We start from the raw sequence: 16,302 nt of genomic DNA, 5'->3' as shown, positions 1-16,302 counted from the left end.
CATTATCAGGCTGATAACGGCTTTCGATTCTTAATCGTTGATTTTTTCATTATCAGACTGATAACAGCTTTAGATTCCTAAGCGTGATTTTTTTTCATTATCAGGCTGATAACAGCTTTAGATTCCTTAGCGTGGTTTTTTTCATTATCAGGCTGATAACAGCTTTCGATTCTTAATCGTTGATTTTTTCATTATCAGGCTGATAACGGCTTTCGATTCTTAATCGTTGATTTTTTCATTATCAGACTGATAACAGCTTTAGATTCCTAAGCGTGGTTTTTTTCATTATCAGACTGATAATGGCTTTCGATTCCTAATCGTAGTTTTTTCATTATCAGACTGATAACAGGGGAGTTGCCAAGAAGAGGGGAGGGCTTACTACTACTTACAGTTAAACAAATGAGTAGACGTAGTGAAATGCACAACTGAAAATGATCTATATTAGCTGAGTAGGGGAGTGCCCTATTCACTAAAAAGACTACCAACAATATTTATAGAGAAATTTATTATATAGGCGATTAATACACTTAAATGTCTAGTAGGGGAGGGCTTCTTATTCATTCTTTTTAGTATTTGACCAAGAATACTGGCTTAGTGTTGAGGTTGACCTGATTTAAGCTTTAAAAGGTATTAAGTGCCACTTTAGTTAACAGCTTAAAACCACACTTAAAATCCTTAAAAGGTTTAAGGTGAATTAGATTAAAACCAATATTAACTATATAATACTCAACAATACACATATTAATAGGGTATAAAATGGCAGATCCAAAAGATAAGCTTGTACATGAGAATCATATTTATATATTTACTATTGTTATGGTTTTAGTGGCTTTTTTGGCTGTATGGTTTGCTTATAAATCTCAAATTGTAGGGTTTTTAGTATACACAAAAGGCATTTTAATTATTCCTCTATGGTGGATACATAGCCTATTCAAAGCTATCGGGCTTAATTACGTACCTTTACTAAGTGAGTTGGTGTATTCAACAGAACACCTATGTAAACCAACAAACAATTGGCTTCCATTATTTTGTCAAAATAAGTTTAGCGAAGTCACTATTTTTCAAATTTCAAAAGCCAGTCAAGCATGGAATTTATTAATATTTTTGCTGGCAACACCTTGGATAAAGAAAGCTTATGACCGCTTCAACAGCGAGCATCCAGCACGGGGCTTTATCAAAAGCATGAACCTAGAAGAGTTCATAGAGGAACAAATTCCAAACCAAAGACACTTACAGGTTTTTGGTCCATTAGACTTGTCAAAATATGATACGAACAATGGTCATTTTAAAGCGCTTGATTCAACTTATGAGTTTGCAAATAGGCATGAGTTAATTACAGGAACAAAAGAGCGCCTTGTGAACATTACAATCAACGGAATAACGAAAGAATATAATGATAAAAGCGAAACAGTACCTATCATAGATGAAGAGAAGTTTTTAAATGTCTTACGTGCACAACTAGGGGATCTTTGGATAACCCTTGATAATTCAAAAGAAACAACACCCGATGAATTATCGTATTTATCCGATGTTGATACAATTTTGCTAGCTTTGTATTTACCAGTAGCATGTGCGACTGATGAATCTATGGATGATGAAGAGTTCCGTAAAATCAAAAAAGATTCAACAACATTAATTAATTACTATTGGGATATTTGCACAAAAAATATACCTAGCAACCCATTGTTTACAATTGAAAATCAGTATGTTGAGGGCGATCGTAAGCTTGTAGGGTTTAATTTTGACTTCCTTAGAAAAAGAATTCACAAATACATTAAACATCCCGTTGCTACTAAGATTTTTAAAAACCATGCATATGTAAGAACTATTTTGTGTGAGGTTGTATTAACAGCAAGACAGCTAGGTGTAATGCCACCAACAGATATACGCTGGTTAAAACTATACAATCGAACTGCATACGCATTCATACAGAATATTGGTAGACCGTCTTTGTTTAGTGAGGGTTTAGGTCCAATCTCGCATTATCTAATTGAGGTGAAATTAGGGAAGCCATTAGAAGAGCCAGACTTTAACATTGGTCTTGTTGGTTTTGAATACGAATTATTGAGTTTTGCCATGACTGAAGCTAGACAAAAAGCTGCTGAAGATGTAAACAGTATTATTCGAGTAGTAGAGTTTACGGACAAGGAATTAAACAACGGATCTTATAACTCTAAAAACAATTATAAAGATGATTTTAAGTATAGTGATGATCATGTTTTTGATATGGTGAGTGTAGAAATACCACAGGATGAAATACAAAAAAACAAGCAAAAAGGGTTTTAGTCTTATACTTATAAGTTATAATTGACCGGTATTAAAACACCGGTCTTTTTTATTTAACTATTTTTTTAAAACCATATTTTAACTATACTGTTAAAACATGGCTTAAAAGGTAATACTCTAAAATGCTTTTAAATAATTTCACTAAAATAGTAGCAAGTTGCGCTATTAGTATTATTACAATCTCTACTTACGCTGCACCATCTCAGGACCTTACTTCTAAGATGCAAAAAATGGGCAAAGTAAAAGAAGTTAAACCCTTTAGTGGAGGTTTAACTTCTTGGATTCTTGAGGCACCTAATGGGAAAAATGCGGTGTTTTTTACAACATCCGATGAAAAAGTCATCTTACATGGTACAGCTTGGGATTCTGCTACTAAAAAAAATATATCTGAGCCTCTTAAATTAACTGCAAAAAAAATGAATGCACCAGCACAACAACCAACAGCTTCCGTTGGGAATTTGGCCAGTGCATACAATCATCCAGTCTTTAAAGCTGTAAAAACGCTTTCAGGGTTTAAAGAGGGAAAAGCGAATGATAACAACACTGTTTACATCATTTACGATCCACGCTGTAAATATTGTCACGAAACATTCAACCTTTCTCGCTCATACGTTAAAAGCGGTGCAACTATTAAATGGATTCCAGCTTTAGTTCTAAACCAAAGTGAAAACGGAAAACAATTAGCTGCTGGAATTCTTCGTAAACCATCTGAAGATACTATTAATAAAACCTTTAATGGAACAGATGAAGAAATTAACTCAATTAAAGTGATTCCTACACCACAGGAACTTGCTGAGTTGGATAAACACTTAGGCGCTCTTCAATCTATCTTCTTCTATCACGAAGATATTGTTGCAATGCCAAAAGAAGATCGTGAACAGCGAGAAGCAATTCGTAGCGCTGGACAAAAGCCACAGCCACTAACTGCTGGTGTACCAGTTGCTATCTTTGTAAATAAAAAGACTGGAAAAGTTGAAGCTCGTAGAGGAACTTCAGAAACAGCCACTCTTGACTATATTTTCAAATAAGAGGGAATTGAGATGAACAAAACTCAATTGAAAGCTTTCCAATCGATTGTCGGTAACTTTTCACCTTATTTCTCTAAGATAAACAATGAGTCTATGTTTTTAGATTCTGACCTTTCTGGAGATACGGATAGAAATCGCCAGGTGAGCATCTTCAATATAGATGCAAAGGCCACAGATCTACTATTAACGATCAAAGGATTTGATCAGGTCGAGAATAATTTGTTTAGAGGACAAGTTTTCTTAAATTCTGACGAAAACACAGAAATTCTTATTAGTGAGCCATGCTATTACTTAAACAAAAGCAAGGTTCGTTTCAGTACAAATGAACTTCAAAGCTACATAAAGGAAGTTTGGCATCAAGCTCTAAATGAATATAAGGCTGATGTTACAGACAGCACTATACGTTCTAATGAAGAAAAATACAGCTTATCTTTAGCAGATAGATTCTCTAGTTTTAAAAAGTCTTGGCCAGCTATGGGCATTGTAGCTGCAGTAGTTGTTTTTGCTGGAGGCGGTTACTTTTTAGGTTCAGGTACTAATGCGAAAAATGCATCTTCAGAAACAAGTTCGCAACAACTAAGCACATCTGATAACCCTGAACTTGACGGTAAAGCCTTGGCTCTTAAAAACATGGGGTTAGATCCTAACTCAATGGCTTTTGATAACTCATGCTTTAAAGAAAAATAAGGTGAATTATCTATGAGAGCTAGACGAATAGAAAACCTTGAAGCATTACAGCTAAAGGCCTCAGAAATAGCACAAATAACCGTTAAAGAGTTGGAAGCACGACACTATTTAGTTTGGTGGTTGAGCTCATATGACCGAAACATGAAACGTGGCTATAACAATGAAACCATTTGTTTAAGCACCTATCAGGTGAATGAGTTTTGTTTTTCATATGCAATCACAAGCGAAGTTGAAAAGTTTTATTTACTAATACAACCCGAAAATTGGTTTTTAAATGATTTAGCTTTCGAGTCTGCTTCTATAGATGAAAAAGGCTTAGTTTTAAATTTAGCTGAAGTAAATGATCAGTTATTCAAGCTGTATATATCGCGAATGCAAATCAGATTTAATCTTGATGAAATTCATGCTGAACGTTTAACACACGCAAAGAAATATGCAAAAGAACTGGTCTTTATTCAATACAACCCACAGAAAAATCAGGTCATGAATGTAGGTGTTTCTATCAATTTAGAAAACAACACAATCAATCGAAAATCATCAAATCAAACGGCAAAAAATAAGCGTTTGAAAGGGGCATTCTAATGAAGAAATCAAACTATTTTAAGGTAATTGGTGCAGTAGCAGTTTCAACAGTTGTTTCACTTGCTTATGCTGGCTTTACTGAAATTAATAGTTCTGGAGACATTGTTTCTAAAGACAGTGCAAATGCTTTACGCACCAGTTTTTCAACACCAAATCAAAATATACCAGCGCCATTACGCACATATTCACTATGGGATAAGATCTCAGAGACAACCAAATATAATGGCACAGTAGAACCGAAGCCAACACCTGTTGCAATTGCGAGTACATCTTCTCAAGCACAAAATATTCAAAGCAAAAGCAATATTAATGTGGCTAACATAGAGAGCCAACAGGAAATCAAAAGATTACAGGCAGCACTAAAAGAGAAAGAAACTGAGAATAACAAGCTCAAATATTCAAACCTTGAGATGCAAGTGCAAGTAGTTGAACTAAAAAGCGATATAAACGAACTGAAGCAACAAGTTAACTTTTTAGCAAGCCAGATGCAAATTGTTGAAAGCGATGTGCTTGTAATGAAAAACAAAAAACCAAGTTCTTTTCTAGCACGAAATTAAGCAATGGTTGTGAAGAAAATTACTCAAAAACCTACCAGTGAACAGCAACGAGCAATTGATAAAGCAACACGACTAAAAACCAGTTTTAAATTGATTGCTTTTGCTGGTACTGGTAAGACTACGACATTGATCCACTGTAGTAGTGCTTTGCAACAACTAGGTAAGCTTGGACTATATCTATCATTTAATAAAAAGATGGCAGATGAAGCTAATCAAAAATTCGCTGAATATGGATTGAATTCAGTCACATGTTCTACATTCCATTCCCTAGCTTACAGAAATATACCCGGTTGGCTGAAAAATAAGATTAACAAGCCTACGTTACTTCCTAAAGATATTGTTCAAAAGTTTAAACTTGAAAACATTCGATTTCAGTACAACGGGAAAAACCGACAACTCACCGATCTAACATTAGCGCTGATTATCCTTAATACATTACGTTATTTTTGTATGACAGTGGATCAGACTGTTACCAATGATCATGCTTACATAGCATTAAAAGAACAAACATCAATTAAGCGCAATGACGTTCTTGAAGATAAAATCACTTCAATTGCGAAAATGATCTGGAATGATGTAGTTGATCCAAACGGTGATTATGGTATTACACACGATTACTATCTCAAGTGGTGGGTACTGCAAAAACCACAACTTGATTTTGATTACGTGATGGTAGATGAAAGCCAAGATAGTGACCAATTAATACTAGATGTACTCAAACGTCAAAAAGCAAAAGTTATTTTTGTTGGAGATCCATACCAAAGCATTTATGGCTTTAGGGGTGCGAAAGATATTTTACAGAACCTAGATCTTGAAGCATTGTACTTAGAGCAGTCGTTTCGGTTTGGTAATGCAGTTGCAGATATAGCTAATCTACTTCTCAATAAACTTTTTGGTGAAACCCGACAGTTAAAAGGTTTACCAAGTAAAACGTCAAAAGTTACCACTTTCAGTACATCAAGTTATGCACCATCTTCATTGAACGCGATTATTTGTAGAACAAATGCTACGGCTTTTGAATACTTTTTTAAGTTTCATAGCTACCTTAATGGCGAAAAGAAAATACGTCTTGAGGTTGATGGAAAGCGCAGTAAAGATATTTTTAGTGGTATTTTTCAACTGAGAGCAAATAAACGGCCAACGTGTAAAGAGCTTCAAAACTTTTCTTCCTACCAAGAGCTTGTGGACCATATACAAGTGTTTGGAGAAGTGGAGGGGGCAACTACAGAATTAAAAACCTTTCTGGATCTAACAAACCAATACTCATGGCAAGTGATTGAGTGGGCGTTAGAAAATAGTATGGCTGATGATGAAACTGACCCAAAAAACACTTTGGTCATTAGCACATCACACAAGAGTAAAGGTTTAGAGTGGGATAATGTCCTAATCGCAAAAGGGTTTAACTATAAAATTCTCGATAAAAAGCTAATGATTTCTGCAGATGAAAAACGGCTGTTGTATGTGACCGTAACACGAGCCAAAAACATATTATTTACAGATGGCATTAATGATTTATTGGAACACTTAAATTCAAAAAATATGGAGATTTCAAATGCCTAATCAAGTTGAAGTTCTGCAAAATAGAGTGTTTCAGGCATGTCACAATGTTAGTTATATTCGCGGAGAGTTTCATCACGAACCGTATATCATGGAGCTAGTTAAGAAAAAGGGCTCACAGGTCGCAGATATAATCACACCACTTCTTGAAATGTTTCATCTAATTGAAAAGGAAACAAAGTCAAACTTTAGTTTCACAGAAGATTTTAATTTCAAGCAACGCCATTTTGAACCAGGTGTTTTTCTCAAAACTAAAGAGATATTAAATGGTGTAGAAACGTTCGATGGCCTAGCTATCGTTGATATTCCTTCAGGATCTTTTAGAAGCATTGTCATAGATTCAGGCGGTGGAATTGCTTCAAGTAAACATACAATTGAGCAGTTTAAGGAATTAAAGGGGAGATATTTAATTCCATTTTATTTTGATGGAATCTACGTGCACCCTCACTGTTATACATATTTTTTCATCGAAAATGATATTAAGAGGGTGATGCCCCTTGAGGCTTATGATTCAAGCAAAGTAGGAAATGAGCAAAACATGGGCTTGCATTGGGTAGAAGAAGCAATTGAATACGGTAATCTTCACTTTGGGTTTGAAGTTGAAACACCAGATACCGAAACAATTATAGAAAAAGTCTAAAACCAAACGACAAAAAAGGGCATCTTATAGATGCCCTTTTTATGTTTTGAAATTAATAAGAAAGGTCGATTGCCACTTGTGCTAAAGATGTAAAAGCAGAGGATTCACACATATAAGATTGACGAATAAAAAACGATGGATTGTATGAACTCACCATAGTTTGACTATCACAGTTTTGGCTAAATTTAATATGTTGTATATTGATTGCTTGCCAAGCTGCAGCATTCTTTTGACTTTCCGCACGAACGTCTTTGATGAAACGTGTTAATGATTGGTTGTACGGTGTATTGCACTTAAGTTCTGGTGAACCGTACTCAGAATCACGCGCTTCATTATAATTAAATACGCATTTTTGATACTCGGCTTGTACCTTGTTATAAGCTTGAATAGCTTCAGCTTTGGTCTTATAACCAGCGTTGGCAGATGACGTAATAATGGTAGCAGCACATATCAAAGCTAAACTTAAAAACTTTTTCATAATCTGATCCTTTATTACTTCATTAATGCCGGAATAAACATTGCCCAACCTAATTTGTTGGTCGCTTTACATTGCATGCTTAGTGTTTTGTACTTTGCAGTCTGGCCAGCGTATAACTGATCGCAGTTAGCAAGTAACTGAGTAAAGTTTCGATTGTGATCAGCTAGAACACGCGGAGCTTCTTCATTATTAATATATTTAGAAGCAAGGCTACCAAGCTGACTTGCGCGGTTATAAACATTTGTATAGCAATTTAGGTGTTTTGCATCAAATGGATCGTTAGAAACCGCAGCACATTTAACGTTTACTAAGCGCAGTTTTTCAAGTTCAGCACGAATAGAGTCTGAGCTAGTATTAGCACTAGCATTAAAAGATGCACATGCTAAAAGGCTAAAACCCAATAAAGACAAAAATCTGTTTTTCATAATATTTCCTTTAATTGCTCTATTAAGGGTATTCAGAATAGTAAGGGCATAAACGCATAACAATACCTTCAAATGTAACGGCTTCACCTAAAGTCACAACACCATCACGAGGGTTTCTATCAAGGTTTCTGTTCGCATTATATTCACGACTAGGACTTTTATATGGTCCACCTAAAACTAGAGCATAAAACCCAGCTATTGTTTTATTATTATAGTCGCTTTTACGTTGTCGTGCTTTTACTGCAAGGTATAAATCTAATAATTCGACTTGTTGTTGAGCACTCAGGGTAGTGATTTGCTTAGGGTTTGATTTAATTGAAGCTGGTATTCCTCTCGCTGTTAAATCTGAAGCATTAATATCTGTTATACCAATTTTAGTCCATTGACTTAAACCATATGCACCAGCGTTGTTGTCAATTTTAAGATTAAAACCGCCAGATTCAAAACCAAGAATAGCTGCAACGTCATTAGGGTTATAACCATGTTTTAAAGCAACACGCTTAATACCATCTTTAACCGCACCAAAAGCACCTGGTATACCCCAACCACATTTACGATCTGGAGTACCTTGTCCACCTTTTAAGATTTGTGCATCTGAATAAACTTGCCCGTTTCCACCTTCATCAAAAAGCTGTTGCATTTCAACTACTGCTACTTCAGGAATAACAGTTGGTTGTTCAGCTTTCGTATAAAGTTCATCTACACGGCCAGAATAGCGTTGAGTTTCTGACGCTGTATAAGCTGCCAAAAGAGCCTCTAAGCGTTCATTTTGTTTATGGATCTCTTTAGTCAAATAGTTTTGTGCATTGATAATGTTTAGCTTTTCAATCAAAAGCCCCATCATCGACATGGTTGCTAATTCATTAAACCATTTAGAGTTGCCATAACGTCCAGTACCAATGTTTTCAATTAATTCTGCTGGCGTAGAATTAAGTGCACCAATATCAAAACCCACATCATCAGCCGTACCACCAAATATAGTTCTAGGCGGTGCATATTGAGCAACATCATTTGCATAAATGGTACCGCTTGCAGCTGCTTCAGGTGAGATAGTACCGTCAGCAATCATTTGAGCGACTTGCACTTGTGCAGATCCATAAGCATCCATCGAAACATCGCCACTAAATGCAAGTGCTGGAAGCTTTTTGCCTTGTTTTACTGCAATGCCATCTACCGATGAAGAAACGGGGAGGGTGATTCCTGTTGATGATGAATATAAGGCATTCCATTGAGTCCTAATGGTGTTACCCAAGTACGGTGTGTATTTGTTTTCTAATGCTTGTCCTTGTGGCGAGACACTAATCACAACGTCCTGAGGTAAATATGGCGTAGGATCTGTTAACTTATATTCAGAACTACCCACATATGGCGCAGATCCTTTAACGCGTTGCTGAAGTGCAATGGATGGATTTTTAAAAACTTGATCTAAGTTTTTATTCAGCCAAACATCTAGCCCACGTTTTGCCTTTACACCATATTCAATGTGCAAATGCACGGCACATGAACCACAGCCTTTATTTGACATGTGTGCGATGTTTTGACCAGCTTGAATACGTTGACCAGGGTAAGCGTTAAATTTTTTTTGATACGATGGATCAGTATGGCGATACATGATTCGATCGCCAGTATCCATCTGCATAATTAGTGGGTTAGTGGTTGATTGGTTGCTTGAACCAGATGAACGTGTGTCATAAGAGACAATAGAACCTGAACCAATTGCTTTAAGTGTAAGGTCATTAGGATTCGCACGACTAATATCAATACCGTTATGACTACCAGCAGCGCCCCCTCGCAAACGAAATTCACCAAAACGACCAGCACTACGGCGCCCATCATTCGGCATGATCGAATATTTATGGAAAATCATTTTTTGAGCGTTGTTAGGAACTTTTGCCGTATTAGCGTTTGTAGCAGTTACGTTTTCAGAAATAGGATCGGCGTTAGCGGTATAAATAAAAGCCGAGCAAGTCACTAAAATTGCGACTTTAATGCCACAGCTCAAGGGCTTTAATTGAAATGAGGGTCTAAATTTCATAAGTGAATCGCCAGGCTTAAAGGAAGTTCTTAAAATAAATTAACTTCTTATTAAATGTCCCTAATATCTAAGTGGACGGATTAAGTATATACGATTAAATACTTATTTTATACTTTAAAAAAAGTTTTTAGGTTTTGTTTTAAGATAGTATATACATATAGCGTTAATCTTATTGATAGGTTTAAGAATAAGGTTACATGGTTTTAATATTTTAATTTAATAAAAGTAGTGAGGTATCTAAATATGTTAAATCACGCACACGTTTTAAGCGCTACTTTCGACCAAGCGATTGACCGCGCTTCAATGGGATTAGACTTTTTAATCCAAAACAAAGTACACCAGAAGAATGAAAATGCCTTGTTAGCTCACATTGAAATGCTAGAAAACAAAATCAAAGGTATTACAAATCAGTATAACGAATTGGTTGCTGAAGCGAACGCACACATTGATGACGTTACAAGCAAGCACAATGAGCTGGCGAACAAGTACAACAATGTTTGCGCCCAAATGAAAGCAAAAGACATCGAGCTTAATAACAAGCAAATTGAGTTAGAAGAAGAGCGTATCAACAACTTTGACTTACTTGTGCAAAACCGTTCATATAACAATTTGAACCGTGCTTACAGTCATGCAGTTGGTCAGCTAGAGAAAGATCAACAGCAACTTGTTAATATCGGCGTTCGTAGATTTATTTTTAACTCTACAAACAAAAACAACATTCAGAAAATCAACTTTTAATTATGAATATTTTGATAAAAAAAATGGTGCTTATAAAGCACCATTTTTTATTGTCTAGATTTTAAGGTTTACCTTTAAACTTAGACAGAGTTGAACTTAAACCTGAACGCACACGATTAGTCATAGTGCTACGGCCAGAAATATTAGATTTCTTGGTTGCACTAGAACTAGCACCAAAACGTGCATTAGGAGTCGAACCAGTACCATACGTATAGCCAGTACCACTTGCAACATTCACACTACCGAAAGTAGAACCAGTCTTAGATGCTGATGCTTTAGCTACACCACGATTAAACGTAGAAGCTGTTTTTCCGTAAGCATTTGCACCATATAGACCACCACCAGTAGTAGGCGTATTATTTGTACCACTTACACTTGTAGCACCCATACCGAATGTAGATTGACCTTGGCTTGGGGTAGGTGATGTTGGTTTAGCACCAAGACCAGTTCTACCACCCGTACCACCAGTGACACCACTTGGAGTAATACCACCTGTACCACCAGTTGCAGCGCCAAAAGAAGCGGATCTAGCTGGCATATTTACAGGGCTATATGCAGTCGTACTACCAGTACCGCCTAATGTATTACCACCTGTACCACCATTGCCACCACCACCACCTTTCGGATTGTTTGGACCACCCTTACCACCATCAGGACGTCTACCAGGCGGTAAAGGACGGCGAGATGCTGGAGATGGACCAGACAACGTACTTGCAGCGCCACCAAACTTTTGAATAGCTTCTTTTGAGTTTGTTTCACCCCACTGACCGCCATTCAATCCAGAACCAATCCATTGTTGTACTTGGTCAGCAACACTAAATACCAACCCGTAAATCAGGTAGATCGCTGAAGTCATCAAGAATAGATATAAGAAGAACTTCCAGATAAACGTAATCAGCTCAGTAAAGATAACTGTAAACGTATTAGATGAATAAGCGATGCTCATTGCACCTTGGTAGCTAAAGAACATATCAGTAAGCGTAACAAGAGCTGGCCCGATAATAATTTCAGCCATCCAGAAACCAACAATGATAAATATTGGTCGCATGAACAACGTTAATACCGTGACATAACCTTGTGTTTGGCTACCGACAAAAGTACGCTCAGGGATCATGTGCATTAGCGCCCATAAAGGCAAACCACACACAGCGTATAGGATATGGATGATCCAACCTACACAAGCTAGACCAAAGAAGATCATTGGCATATATGGAATAACAACCGCCATCCACACACCAAGAATCGTCAAATACGTTACTAGCTGACCAAGGATAGGAGCAAAGATATTTTCAACGGCATATTCTAAAGCGTTGGTGCCTTCTTCAGTTACGCCCTTAAGCCCTGGTACCCATTGAACAAGAGCAGAACCAGAACGAGCAGTAAGCACGACTAATTTCATGCCGACAACAGTACCTTGAGCCACAGCTTTATAGACTAAGATTGCTTCACCAGTATCTTGAATATTACGGATAACATTCGTATTGCGGTGCAATGTAGTAGGGCTGATATTTGAGCTTGACGAATTATTATTTAATAATTCCGCATCGCCTTTTTCACCGACCAATACACCCATTACCAATGATTTAGTAATGTTTGTTGCCCAAGCAGAACCATATGCCGAAAACTTTTGATCGATGTTGGATACTTTGTTTGAGTCACCACCATCGGTAGACATTGATATTAAGTTGGTAGAGTCGGCAATATCGCCGTTTGCCACCCAATTATTGTTGGATGTAATGCTACCAACAGCATTATCCATTGCAACATAAACGGTGTTATAAATTGCTTCACCTTTTGAGTTGCTCATGATTGCTGAATTCAGTGTAGGAGGGCTGAACGTCCACAAAGGTTCAGTAATATACTTCTCAACAATAGCGCGATATTGACCTACTTTAATACGAGCTTCAGGCGTCATCATCCAACCGCGCTGATTTAGCGTATTAACAACAGTTTGAACCGCAGTATAGCCATTTTCAGAAGTCAGAACATTATTCGTTACGGTATGACTCTTATTCACATAATTATCAACTAGCGCATTGAAAGCATCCATAGCAGCTTTACTAATCGGGAATGTTCCTTCCTGTTCAGTGGCATTAGGGCTTACTTGATATGCGATATACCACTTTTCTAAATCGATAAAGAATTGACGATATAGATTGTTCTTTTCTTGTTGTAACTTAGCTTGAACATTTGCCAAAGCAACGTTGATCTTGTTTTGATCTGATTGGCGAAGTTTATAAACAGGAATGTCCATTAACTCAGCATTAACCGCAGCTGGATTAACAACGTTCATTGAAGCACCGCCACAGATCGGCTCTTTTTTGCCCCCAACTTCTAAACGGCTGTCAGCGTAAGCGAAGTTATAAGTAACAGATGTCCAGTTACTTGCAGTTTTAGCGGTTTTATCAATGTAGTTTTGCTTTTTCTCTACTGCAGTCATGCTAACACCAGGATTAGCATTCGCCCCATAAGCACCATCACTAAAATAGCGCCCGAATGCTGGCGGTAGAGTATAAAACTCTTGGTTTAGAACGTTAATACAATGCAACTGGCGAAGCATAACAGGCGCATTTTTCCTAAATCCAAAGATGTCACGCTGATGATCGTGCGTATCTGACAAACTAGCCGAAGCCATTAAGGATTCGCCTAACGTTCTATTATTAATTGTATTGGATACATTATTTGACCATAGCACCATACCTAGCACGACTACTTGAATGAAACAGTAGCCGGACGCCGTAGGTAAAAGTAAAATAATCGAATATAATATTCGGGAAAACATCGTAGTGACTTTTGAATCTTTCCCGAAAGCTTCACCGTCCTGGGCGCTTTTCAAAAGTGCTGTTAAACCAATACCGATCGCAAAAACCAAAACCAACGACATTGCCACACTAGCTACACCGCCTAATAATATATTAGTGAGTAAACCTGATGATGGTACTGTCGAGGCTGGTCCAGACGCATTGATAAACGCATTGATGAAGTCGTGTCCAAAGATAGATGAGAGAAGAGTAACGGCTTGGTCGCCATCACAATTCGGATTTGTCGATTGACAAAATAAACTCATAGCTAACTCACCGTTTTTCTTAATGCTTCTTATACATCGCTTACTTAAGACGACTAAAAGCAAAGTGTTATAAATTACAAGTTAGACGTTTAACTAAAAGGCTTAATACCTTTTAACCAAAGAATCATTAAAACCATTTTATTACAAATAACAATGGTTTTTAAATTAGCAATAATGTACCACAAAACTGTTATTGGTATATACAGAAAGTTTAAACATGACTTGCTAATTGTTTTAATGATTTAGTTTAAATACAAGAGACTATTATGGATAAAGCAAAGTTTACATCTCACTTAATTTTACTGTCGGAAATTAAGAAATCTGTATCTAAAGATATGGGGAAAGATATAACTGTTTTAGAGTTATCCTACATACTCAACCAAAGCATAAATCCTTTAATGGCAATAACTTATAAAGAAAAACTAGATAAAATAAATACTTTTGAATTAGATCCTATTGAAGTTCTCAAAAAACGGAAGAACCTAAAAATATTAAAAGTATTAAACCTCATGCTTACGTTAAATCTAGACAAAACCATTAAAAAAGACGATATAGAAAGTTACAACGAGTATAAAGACAAGTTTTTAGAGAACATCGCAACAATAGGTTTAGACAGATTAGAGCAAGAAGCGTTAAAGGTACAAATTGAAAATTTATTGAAGTATAATTGGGTATCTTAATACATCTCTTAATTTTAAGATTCTGACTTTAATAAAGGGTTTAAGCCAAATGGAAAACATACAGAACGAAGAAGATATACTTCAAGACGCGACCAGAGCCGTGTTTTATTGTGGCACTAGTTTTAGTGAAGCTAAAGTAGTTTCCCTTACTGACGAGTTTAACCCACAACCTACACTACAAACACAACGAACCAACCTAAAATATATCTACGACAATAAACTACCGAATGAAATTGGACGTCAATTAGCGCAAGAACCAGAATACCAAGAAGAAACACGTTCATTACTTGTTGGTCACTTTAAAGAAATGGCTCTAGAAGATTTAATTGAGCAGCAAGATTACCAAAACCGCTACAAACAAACAGATCCAGAATTGGACCAAGACAATGAATCTGAAAACAATATGGATAATGAATACACATCACGCCCACCAGAGCCTAGACCTTGGTAAGCCTAACCATTAAAAAGAAAATGCCCGAATGATGGGCATTTTTTATATCTACGTAATATCTAGCTTCAAAAGTTCAGATGGATCTATGCGCTGACGGAATGAACATGCGAGTTCTTTTACAATTTGATTTTGATATTGTTTGCGGTCGAATGTGTCAAAAGCTGAAACCTCAATTTCAGGATCAGTGATTGCATTTAGAAGATCCTTGGTAGCATTGAGTGATGCGGTAGGACAAACATAGATAAGGTTAAGCACTGAAGTACGAAGCAAAATATCTAATAAGTGATATTTGGGCGGTTCCAGTTCCTTATCTACATTAGAAAAGTAGTTCACAAGATAAATGTCATTTGATAAATGCAGATTGATATTGTCAATGAGATCTTTGGTAACACCGTCAAGAATGCCATTCACCTTCAACAAAAGTTCAGGGTTTTCAATGTCTTTAATTTTTTGCGTATCGACACGTTCATTAAATAAGTTGTTTAGATTTCTCAAAAACTTTGGTTGTGGCGCCGTAGTTTCAAAATACATCTGATTTTTAATACGGTTCTTCATGTAAGTTTGGATAATCTTAGCTTCAGAAGAAAGAAACTCAATCTTAAACGTGTCGTATGACACTAGATCAATAAATACTTGCTGGCCAGCACCCGACTTAATATCAAACCAGTTCATAAAAATACTGGCTTTGAGTGATTTCAATTGTTTAAGAATAGCCGTCTTCTCAAAATCATTCATATTGAAGTAGCTACTTGAAAAAGTATCGAGATAAAACTTCCATTTATCTTGCACTATATTCCACGCTTGATTAATAGAAATGATTGGAGCATCTATAATTTCATCTTTGATGAATTTTGACAGCTCATATAATTCATTTAAACGTGCTTGGTAGTTGAAGTCTTGAGTAATCACATTCTTTTCTGATGTTGTGGACTCAGAATCCTCAAGATCCGCACCAACCAATAAATAAGCATCGGTTACTTTTGGTGTTTCCTTATTTGACGGTGCTGGTACTGGAGCACTAGAAAGTTCAGTGGAAAAAGTTTCATCATCTTCCGCTGGCGTATACGGCGGTGTAGTCTCTTCATTAGGAG

At 36.6% G+C, this 16,302-nt stretch carries 15 protein-coding genes; 10 read left to right on the top strand and 5 right to left on the bottom strand.

The window, feature by feature from the left end; genetic code table 11:
- The first annotated feature begins 756 nt into the window (after window positions 1–756).
- The 7 genes from ACNPNW_RS00210 to ACNPNW_RS00180 all read left to right on the top strand — a co-directional run bounded on the left by ACNPNW_RS00210 (window position 757) and on the right by ACNPNW_RS00180 (window position 7,337).
- Window positions 757–2,286, top strand: coding sequence for a secretion/conjugation apparatus DotM-related subunit (locus tag ACNPNW_RS00210; protein ID WP_448766377.1), 1,530 nt, complete (start codon window positions 757–759; stop codon window positions 2,284–2,286).
- 122 nt (window positions 2,287–2,408) lie between these two features.
- Window positions 2,409–3,314 carry a hypothetical protein gene (locus ACNPNW_RS00205; RefSeq protein ID WP_005005870.1) on the top strand — a complete coding sequence of 302 codons (906 nt, stop codon included), beginning with the start codon at window positions 2,409–2,411 and terminating at the stop codon, window positions 3,312–3,314.
- 12 nt (window positions 3,315–3,326) lie between these two features.
- Window positions 3,327–4,001, top strand: coding sequence for a hypothetical protein (locus ACNPNW_RS00200; RefSeq protein WP_032055049.1), 675 nt, complete (start codon window positions 3,327–3,329; stop codon window positions 3,999–4,001).
- Window positions 4,002–4,013: 12 nt separating this feature from the next.
- A complete protein-coding gene (locus ACNPNW_RS00195; protein WP_005005866.1) occupies window positions 4,014–4,583 on the top strand; it encodes a hypothetical protein in 570 nt (189 codons plus the stop codon).
- Window positions 4,583–5,140: a hypothetical protein gene (locus ACNPNW_RS00190; RefSeq protein ID WP_096911234.1), complete on the top strand. Its 558-nt coding sequence runs from the start codon at window positions 4,583–4,585 to the stop codon at window positions 5,138–5,140. Before ACNPNW_RS00195 ends, ACNPNW_RS00190 begins: the two co-directional genes overlap by 1 nt.
- 3 nt (window positions 5,141–5,143) lie before the next feature.
- Window positions 5,144–6,700 (top strand): UvrD-helicase domain-containing protein, encoded by a 1,557-nt coding sequence (locus tag ACNPNW_RS00185; protein ID WP_032055052.1) that lies wholly within the window; start codon window positions 5,144–5,146, stop codon window positions 6,698–6,700.
- A complete protein-coding gene (locus ACNPNW_RS00180; protein WP_448766376.1) occupies window positions 6,693–7,337 on the top strand; it encodes a hypothetical protein in 645 nt (214 codons plus the stop codon). The genes ACNPNW_RS00185 and ACNPNW_RS00180 overlap by 8 nt, the downstream gene beginning before the upstream one ends.
- 52 nt (window positions 7,338–7,389) lie before the next feature.
- On the opposite strand, the gene ACNPNW_RS00175 is transcribed toward ACNPNW_RS00180, so the two are convergent.
- From ACNPNW_RS00175 to ACNPNW_RS00165, 3 genes are read right to left on the bottom strand one after another with little or no spacing between them, the layout of a single operon-like run.
- On the bottom strand, window positions 7,390–7,815 hold the full coding sequence (locus tag ACNPNW_RS00175) for a hypothetical protein (protein ID WP_005005821.1): 426 nt from the start codon (window positions 7,813–7,815) through the stop codon (window positions 7,390–7,392).
- Between the two features lie 14 nt (window positions 7,816–7,829).
- Window positions 7,830–8,240, bottom strand: coding sequence for a hypothetical protein (locus tag ACNPNW_RS00170; RefSeq protein WP_005005820.1), 411 nt, complete (start codon window positions 8,238–8,240; stop codon window positions 7,830–7,832).
- 22 nt (window positions 8,241–8,262) lie between these two features.
- Window positions 8,263–10,275 carry a peptidoglycan DD-metalloendopeptidase family protein gene (locus tag ACNPNW_RS00165; RefSeq protein ID WP_032055054.1) on the bottom strand — a complete coding sequence of 671 codons (2,013 nt, stop codon included), beginning with the start codon at window positions 10,273–10,275 and terminating at the stop codon, window positions 8,263–8,265.
- Between the two features lie 243 nt (window positions 10,276–10,518).
- On the opposite strand from ACNPNW_RS00165, the gene ACNPNW_RS00160 reads away from it, so the two are divergent.
- The gene (locus tag ACNPNW_RS00160; protein WP_448766375.1) at window positions 10,519–11,013 is read left to right on the top strand and encodes a spectrin repeat-containing protein; all 495 of its coding nucleotides are present in this window, start codon (window positions 10,519–10,521) and stop codon (window positions 11,011–11,013) included.
- Between the two features lie 61 nt (window positions 11,014–11,074).
- Here the strand turns inward: ACNPNW_RS00160 and ACNPNW_RS00155 are convergent, their stop codons facing one another.
- Window positions 11,075–14,080: a DotA/TraY family protein gene (locus tag ACNPNW_RS00155; protein ID WP_005028667.1), complete on the bottom strand. Its 3,006-nt coding sequence runs from the start codon at window positions 14,078–14,080 to the stop codon at window positions 11,075–11,077.
- A 266-nt stretch (window positions 14,081–14,346) separates the two neighbouring features.
- Between ACNPNW_RS00155 and ACNPNW_RS00150 the strand changes: the two genes are divergently transcribed.
- A complete protein-coding gene (locus ACNPNW_RS00150) occupies window positions 14,347–14,760 on the top strand; it encodes a hypothetical protein (RefSeq protein ID WP_005028668.1) in 414 nt (137 codons plus the stop codon).
- Window positions 14,761–14,809: 49 nt separating this feature from the next.
- Window positions 14,810–15,211, top strand: coding sequence for a hypothetical protein (locus tag ACNPNW_RS00145; RefSeq protein WP_448766374.1), 402 nt, complete (start codon window positions 14,810–14,812; stop codon window positions 15,209–15,211).
- Window positions 15,212–15,259: 48 nt separating this feature from the next.
- Here the strand turns inward: ACNPNW_RS00145 and ACNPNW_RS00140 are convergent.
- The coding region (locus ACNPNW_RS00140) for a phosphohexomutase domain-containing protein (protein WP_527890959.1) at window positions 15,260–16,302 on the bottom strand (1,043 nt) is incomplete at its 5' end.

The organism is Acinetobacter endophylla, assembly GCF_053543775.1.
This window is presented reverse-complemented; position numbering and strand designations above follow the sequence as displayed.

Coding starts and splice junctions, on each gene's coding strand:
- ACNPNW_RS00210 (WP_448766377.1), top strand. CDS start 757: ATGGCAGATCCAAAAGATAAGCTTGTACATGAGAATCATATTTATATA.
- ACNPNW_RS00205 (WP_005005870.1), top strand. CDS start 2,409: ATGCTTTTAAATAATTTCACTAAAATAGTAGCAAGTTGCGCTATTAGT.
- ACNPNW_RS00200 (WP_032055049.1), top strand. CDS start 3,327: ATGAACAAAACTCAATTGAAAGCTTTCCAATCGATTGTCGGTAACTTT.
- ACNPNW_RS00195 (WP_005005866.1), top strand. CDS start 4,014: ATGAGAGCTAGACGAATAGAAAACCTTGAAGCATTACAGCTAAAGGCC.
- ACNPNW_RS00190 (WP_096911234.1), top strand. CDS start 4,583: ATGAAGAAATCAAACTATTTTAAGGTAATTGGTGCAGTAGCAGTTTCA.
- ACNPNW_RS00185 (WP_032055052.1), top strand. CDS start 5,144: ATGGTTGTGAAGAAAATTACTCAAAAACCTACCAGTGAACAGCAACGA.
- ACNPNW_RS00180 (WP_448766376.1), top strand. CDS start 6,693: ATGCCTAATCAAGTTGAAGTTCTGCAAAATAGAGTGTTTCAGGCATGT.
- ACNPNW_RS00175 (WP_005005821.1), bottom strand. CDS start 7,815: ATGAAAAAGTTTTTAAGTTTAGCTTTGATATGTGCTGCTACCATTATT.
- ACNPNW_RS00170 (WP_005005820.1), bottom strand. CDS start 8,240: ATGAAAAACAGATTTTTGTCTTTATTGGGTTTTAGCCTTTTAGCATGT.
- ACNPNW_RS00165 (WP_032055054.1), bottom strand. CDS start 10,275: ATGAAATTTAGACCCTCATTTCAATTAAAGCCCTTGAGCTGTGGCATT.
- ACNPNW_RS00160 (WP_448766375.1), top strand. CDS start 10,519: ATGTTAAATCACGCACACGTTTTAAGCGCTACTTTCGACCAAGCGATT.
- ACNPNW_RS00155 (WP_005028667.1), bottom strand. CDS start 14,080: ATGAGTTTATTTTGTCAATCGACAAATCCGAATTGTGATGGCGACCAA.
- ACNPNW_RS00150 (WP_005028668.1), top strand. CDS start 14,347: ATGGATAAAGCAAAGTTTACATCTCACTTAATTTTACTGTCGGAAATT.
- ACNPNW_RS00145 (WP_448766374.1), top strand. CDS start 14,810: ATGGAAAACATACAGAACGAAGAAGATATACTTCAAGACGCGACCAGA.